The sequence below is a fragment of the Streptomyces alkaliphilus genome, assembly GCF_014141535.1.
GTDB classification, from domain to species: Bacteria; Actinomycetota; Actinomycetes; order Streptomycetales; family Streptomycetaceae; genus Streptomyces; species Streptomyces alkaliphilus.
On sequence record NZ_VKHT01000333.1, the window covers coordinates 1 to 4,986 of the forward strand.

5 protein-coding genes are annotated in these 4,986 nt (G+C 73.0%); 4 read left to right on the forward strand and 1 reads right to left on the reverse strand.

Features of this window, described 5'->3' with window-relative positions; translation table 11 throughout:
- From FNQ90_RS12395 to FNQ90_RS12405, 3 genes are all read left to right on the forward strand, one after another.
- A partial coding sequence (locus tag FNQ90_RS12395) for a S1C family serine protease (RefSeq protein ID WP_182606425.1) occupies positions 1 to 1,025 on the forward strand: 1,025 nt, incomplete at its 5' end.
- Between the two features lie 176 nt (positions 1,026 to 1,201).
- A complete protein-coding gene (locus tag FNQ90_RS12400; protein ID WP_182606426.1) occupies positions 1,202 to 1,729 on the forward strand; it encodes a sec-independent translocase in 528 nt (175 codons plus the stop codon).
- A 340-nt stretch (positions 1,730 to 2,069) separates the two neighbouring features.
- Positions 2,070 to 2,714 carry a hypothetical protein gene (locus FNQ90_RS12405; RefSeq protein WP_182606427.1) on the forward strand — a complete coding sequence of 215 codons (645 nt, stop codon included), beginning with the start codon at positions 2,070 to 2,072 and terminating at the stop codon, positions 2,712 to 2,714.
- Between the two features lie 81 nt (positions 2,715 to 2,795).
- On the opposite strand, the gene FNQ90_RS12410 is transcribed toward FNQ90_RS12405, so the two are convergent.
- Positions 2,796 to 3,962 (reverse strand): Mrp/NBP35 family ATP-binding protein, encoded by a 1,167-nt coding sequence (locus FNQ90_RS12410; RefSeq protein ID WP_182606428.1) that lies wholly within the window; start codon positions 3,960 to 3,962, stop codon positions 2,796 to 2,798.
- Positions 3,963 to 4,198: 236 nt separating this feature from the next.
- On the opposite strand from FNQ90_RS12410, the gene FNQ90_RS12415 reads away from it, so the two are divergent.
- A partial coding sequence (locus FNQ90_RS12415) for a hypothetical protein (protein WP_182606429.1) occupies positions 4,199 to 4,986 on the forward strand: 788 nt, incomplete at its 3' end.

The window sequence follows — 4,986 nt, forward strand, 5'->3', positions numbered from 1 at the left end:
GTGTTCACCTGGAGCGCTCGGGGGGCCCGGTGCAGGTGCGTCTGCCGCAGGTGGCGGAGGGCGAGCGGACGACCGACCCCGGCACCATCGCCGGCATCGCCGAGACGGCCCTGCCCGGTGTGGTCACCCTCTACGTGCGGGGCGGGGGGAGCGCGGGCACCGGTACCGGCTTCGTCCTCGACGACCGCGGTCACATCCTCACCAACGCCCACGTGGTGGGGCCGGCGGGCGGCTCCGGCCGCATCCGGGTCACCTTCAACAGCGGCGACACGGTGGACGCGGTCCTGGTCGGCGCGGACAGCGGCTACGACCTGGCCGTCGTGCGGGTGGACGGGGTGGCCGGACTGAGCCCGCTGCCGCTGGGCGACTCCGACGCGGTGCGGGTGGGCGACGCGGTGGTGGCCATCGGCTCGCCCTTCGACCTGGACGGGACCGTCACGGCGGGGATCATCAGTGCCGTGAACCGCCCGATCACCGCGGGTGGGGACGGTGACGGCACGGACGTCAGCTACGTCAACGCCCTGCAGACCGACGCCGCGATCAACCCCGGCAACTCGGGGGGCCCGCTGGTGGACACCGGTGGTCGGGTGATCGGCATCAACAGCGCCATCCGCACCCCCGAACTCGGCGTCGGCCCGGACGGCGGGTCCCGCGGCGGGAGCGTGGGACTGGGCTTCGCGATACCGGTCAACCAGGCCCACCGGGTGGCCGAGGAACTGATCAACACCGGGCGGGCCACCCACCCGGTGATCGGCGTCATGGTGGACATGGGCTTCGACGGTGTCGGTGCCCGGGTGGCCTCGCGATCCGACGACCCGGCGGTGGTGCCGGGCGGTCCGGGGGATCTCGCCGGGCTGGAGGAGGGCGATGTCATCATCGCCGTGGACGGTGAGCGGGTGCGCAGCGGGGACGAGTTGATCGTCCGGGTGCGTTCGCACCGGCCGGGCGACGTGCTGGAACTCACCGTGGAGCGCGGGGACGGGGAACTGGTCCTCCCGGTGACGCTGGGCACGGCCGGCGGCTGAGCGGGACGGGCACCGGTTCCGGCCCGCCCGGTCCGCCCCGGTCCGCCTTCCCCGGATGTGTCCGGGGCGTTCACCCCGTGGTGCCCCGGAGTGACTCCCCACCGCCGCCCGGGAGGGGTACCGTGGCGGGTGTGCCGTATCCGGCCGGGTGAGCGAGGGAATCCAGGGAGTCGCCAGTGTTCTTCGATATCGGGTCCCTCGAGTTCATCGCGCTCATCATCCTGGCCATCCTGATCTTCGGCCCCGACAAGCTGCCGAAGATGATCCAGGACCTGGCGGGCTTCCTGCGTCGGATGCGGGAGTTCTCCGACAACGCCAAACGGGACATCCGCGAGGAGTTGGGGCCGGAGTTCAAGGACTTCGAGTTCGAGGACCTCAACCCGCGCCGCTTCGCCCGCAAGCACCTGTTGGAGCGGGACGAACTGGGCCTGCGCGAGCTGCGCGACAGCGTGGACGTGCGCAAGGAGCTGACGGAGGTCTCCGACGCCGTCAACGGGCGCACCCCCGTGCCACGCAACGGTTCCGCGGGGGCCGCGGGTGCCGCCGCCGGCGCGGCGGCCGGTGGGGTCGTCTCGCTCGACAAGGCCGGCGACCCGCCGGCGCCGGGATCGGACGCCGGCCGGATGTCGTCCCCCGGCCGCTCCGACGAGGGCGGGCGGGGGGCTTCCCCCGAGCCGCCGCCGTTCGACTCCGACGCCACCTGAGCCCTTCCGGGGCCCGTCCCGGCCCCCTGCGAGCCCCGCCGGGGTTCGCGACGCGCCCGGCGCACGGGGTAACGGAGGATCCGGGGAGGGTTTCCGCTCGCGTGACCGCCCTCCGCCGGTGCCGACGGGGCCGTGACCTCCATCACCCCGGCGCATTCGGTCGCGCACGCGCCCCCTCATGCTCCCCTCGGCGCACCTCTCGGGTGCCTTTCGGTCACCCCATTCAGGGCATATGACCCTCTTGGCTCCCCGGTCGTGCCCGATGAGCGCGATACCGATGGCTATCCTCACGTGTGTCCGGGGTGTCACCCGGCCGCAGCCAAGGAGGAGGCGTCCGCGCATGGAGACCACACGTCGGGCCGAGCCACGGGGTACCGCGGAGGTGCCGGGGGAGCGTCCGGCGCCGGACGATTTCCTGCGGGCGGACTTCCCCTGGTACGGGCTGGACGACGCGTTCGTCGGCCCCCGGCGGCTTCTGCGCGTCGGCACCGCCGCCGACGGCTCGGTGGAACACGGCTCGCTGGTCCACGGTGACCGGCCCTCGGTGCTGCCCGAGCCCGGGTGCGAGGACCGGAGCTTCGCCGTGGTGGTGACGCTCCTGGCCCGGCCGGTGCGCACCAGCCCCGACGGCACCGGCCTGCTGGAGGCCACCTCCGTGTCCGCCGCCGCCTGGCTGGCCGGCTCGGGCCTGCTCTCGTGCACCTGGCCCGGCCGGATGGAGCGCGCCCTGCGCCAGGACTGGCTGGAGCAGCAGACCGCCCTGGCCTGGGACCTCGCCGACCATCTGGACGGCGGCGGCTGGGCCTCCCTGACCCTGCCCGTGGACGGCAGCACCCGGGAGTTCCGCTACCGGGAGTCCGAGTACGGATGGGTGCTCGCGGGGACCACCGAACACGGTGTCCACCTGGGCGCGTACGGGCGTGGGATGAGCGCCTACGGCCTCGGCTTCTCCGTCGTGGACGACGTGGCGGCCCGCTACGCCTGACGGCCCGCTACGCCTGACGGGCCGGAACGCGCCGGGGCACCGCGTTCCGGCCGGGGCGGCCGGAACGCGGTCGGGACCCGGTCAGAACTTGTTGCGGGGGGTGATCCCCAGGGACATCCCGGCCAGACCGCGCTGCCGGCCGCCCAGCTTCGAGGCGATCGAGTGGATCGCCTTCCCCGCGGCCGAGTCCGGGTCGGAGAGCACCACGGGCTTGCCCTCGTCACCGCCCTCGCGCAGCCGCAGGTCGATCGGGATGGTGCCGAGCACCGGCACCTCCGCGCCGGTCGCCCGGGTCAGCCCCTCGGCCACCCGTTCGCCGCCACCGCTGCCGAAGACGTCCAGCATCTCGTCGCAGTGCGGGCAGGGCAGACCGGACATGTTCTCCACCACCCCGACGATCTTCTGGTGGGTCTGCACCGCGATGGCGCCGGCCCGCTCCGCGACCTCGGCGGCGGCCTGCTGCGGGGTGGTCACCACCAGGATCTCGGCGTTCGGGACCAGCTGGGCCACCGAGATGGCGATGTCACCGGTACCGGGCGGCAGGTCCAGCAGGAGCACGTCCAGGTCGCCCCAGTAGACGTCGGCGAGGAACTGCTGCAGCGCGCGGTGCAGCATCGGTCCGCGCCAGACCACCGGGGCATTGCCCGGGGTGAACATTCCGATGGAGATGACCTTCACGCCGTGCGCCGAGGGCGGCATGATCATGTTCTCCACCTGGGTGGGTCGGCCGTCGGTCCCCAGCATCCGGGGCACCGAGTGGCCGTAGATGTCGGCGTCGACCACGCCGACCTTCAGCCCGTCGGCGGCCATCGCCGCCGCCAGGTTGACCGTGACGGAGGACTTGCCGACGCCACCCTTGCCGGAGGCCACGCAGTAGACCCGGGTCAGCGAGTCGGGACGGGCGAAGGGCACCTCGCGCTCGGCCTGGCCGCCGCGCAGCGCGGTCGCCAGCTCCCTGCGCTGCTCCTCGCTCATGACGTCCAGCTCGACCGCGACGTCGGTGACGCCGGGGACCGCCCGGACCGCCTCGGAGACCCGGGTCACGATGGTCTCCCGCATCGGGCAGCCGGAGACGGTCAGGTACACGCCGACGTGTACGGCACCGTCCTCGGCGATCTCCACCGACTTGACCATCCCCAGGTCGGTGATGGGTCGGTGGATCTCCGGGTCGTCCACCGTCGCCAGGGCGGAGCGCACCGCCTCCTCGGACGGTACGGTCTGCGGCGTTGCGGGGGTGTCGGTAGCCATGTACCCGATGGTACGGCTCCGGGCGGAAGCCCCGGTACCGGCCCGCGTCGTCCGGTGACGGGGCGGGGTACGCTGCCGCTCGCACGCCGTCTCACCACCGGCCGGACCGTCCGCCGTGCCCGGAACCGATCACCGGAGGGCGATACGCGAGCACTCGTGATCGAAGGGGAACGCAACGTGCTCGGGATGCGTCCATCACAGGACCGACCGAGGGACCCGAGGGAGAGGCAGACCCGGTGACCGCAGGAGTCCGCAACTGGCGCACCGCCCTGTCGGGGGCCGTCTGCGCCGCCGTCGTGCTGACGGGCGGCGCCCTCTCGGGCTGCGGGGGCCCGCCCCCCGAGCCCGAGGAGGAGGGCAACGACCTCGCAGCACAGCCCGCCGAGGTCATCGAGGAACGCGCCATGGAGGCCGCCCTCGGGGCCGACGCGGTGCGTCTGACCGGCGACATCATCACCGACGGGCGCAAGTTCCGCATCGACATGCGCCTCGGTCCGGACGGCGGCATCGGCGAGGTCTCCACGCAGGGGATGAACTTCGAGCTCCTGCGGGTGGGCGAGGACCTCTTCCTCAAGGCCGACGGCGCCTTCTGGCGACACCAGTGGGAGGACGGCGACGAGGAGGCCGAGGCGGGCATCGACCCCTCCGGCACCCTGGAGGGCCGGTACGTCAAGGTCGCCCCCGACGATCCCGTCTACGGGACGCTGAGCGGCTTCACCGAGAAGAACACCATGATCCCGCTGTTGATCACCATGGAGGGGGAGCGGAGCACCGGCGAGCGCGGGGAGGTCGACGGGATCGAGACGATCGGTGTCCTGGCCGGGGAGGGCGCCGGCGGCGTCCTCGACGTGGCGCTGGTCGGCGACCCCTACCCCCTGCGTTTCGCCCGGGCCGGGGAGGCGGGGCAGCTCTCGCTCCTCGACTGGGATCAGGAGTTCACCCTCCGCGCCCCCAGGGAGGAGGACATCCTCGACTACGGGGACAAGATGATCCTTCCCACCGAGGAGGAGTCGGGGACCGGGGA